Source organism: Rhizobium sp. RHZ02, assembly GCF_014851575.1.
Classification (GTDB): Bacteria; Pseudomonadota; Alphaproteobacteria; order Rhizobiales; family Rhizobiaceae; genus Rhizobium; species Rhizobium altiplani.
Map to the genome: position 1 here is coordinate 1 of NZ_JACUZX010000135.1, position 251 is coordinate 251.

Here is a 251-nt window from a genome sequence, read left to right on the forward strand (position 1 = left end):
TAGCGGCAGAAGGCATGGCCCCGCTGTTCAAGTTCCTTGTCCACCTCATCCAGCAACACATTGGCCAGAAGCGGCGACAGCGGCCCACCCTGCGGCGTGCCTCGGGTCCGCTTGAGGACCACACCCCCATCAACAATGTCGGCGTTCAGATAGGCCCGTACCAAGCGGATCACGCCGGGATCGGGGATTTTCTTGCGCAGACGGTCGATCAGGATGTCATGGTCAACCCGGTCGAAGAATTTCTCCAGGTC

At 60.6% G+C, this 251-nt stretch carries 1 protein-coding gene; it reads right to left on the reverse strand.

Annotated elements, in window-relative coordinates; genetic code table 11:
• Positions 1–251 (reverse strand): reverse transcriptase domain-containing protein (locus tag IB244_RS31845; RefSeq protein ID WP_246734826.1); only part of this gene is annotated, 251 nt, incomplete at both ends.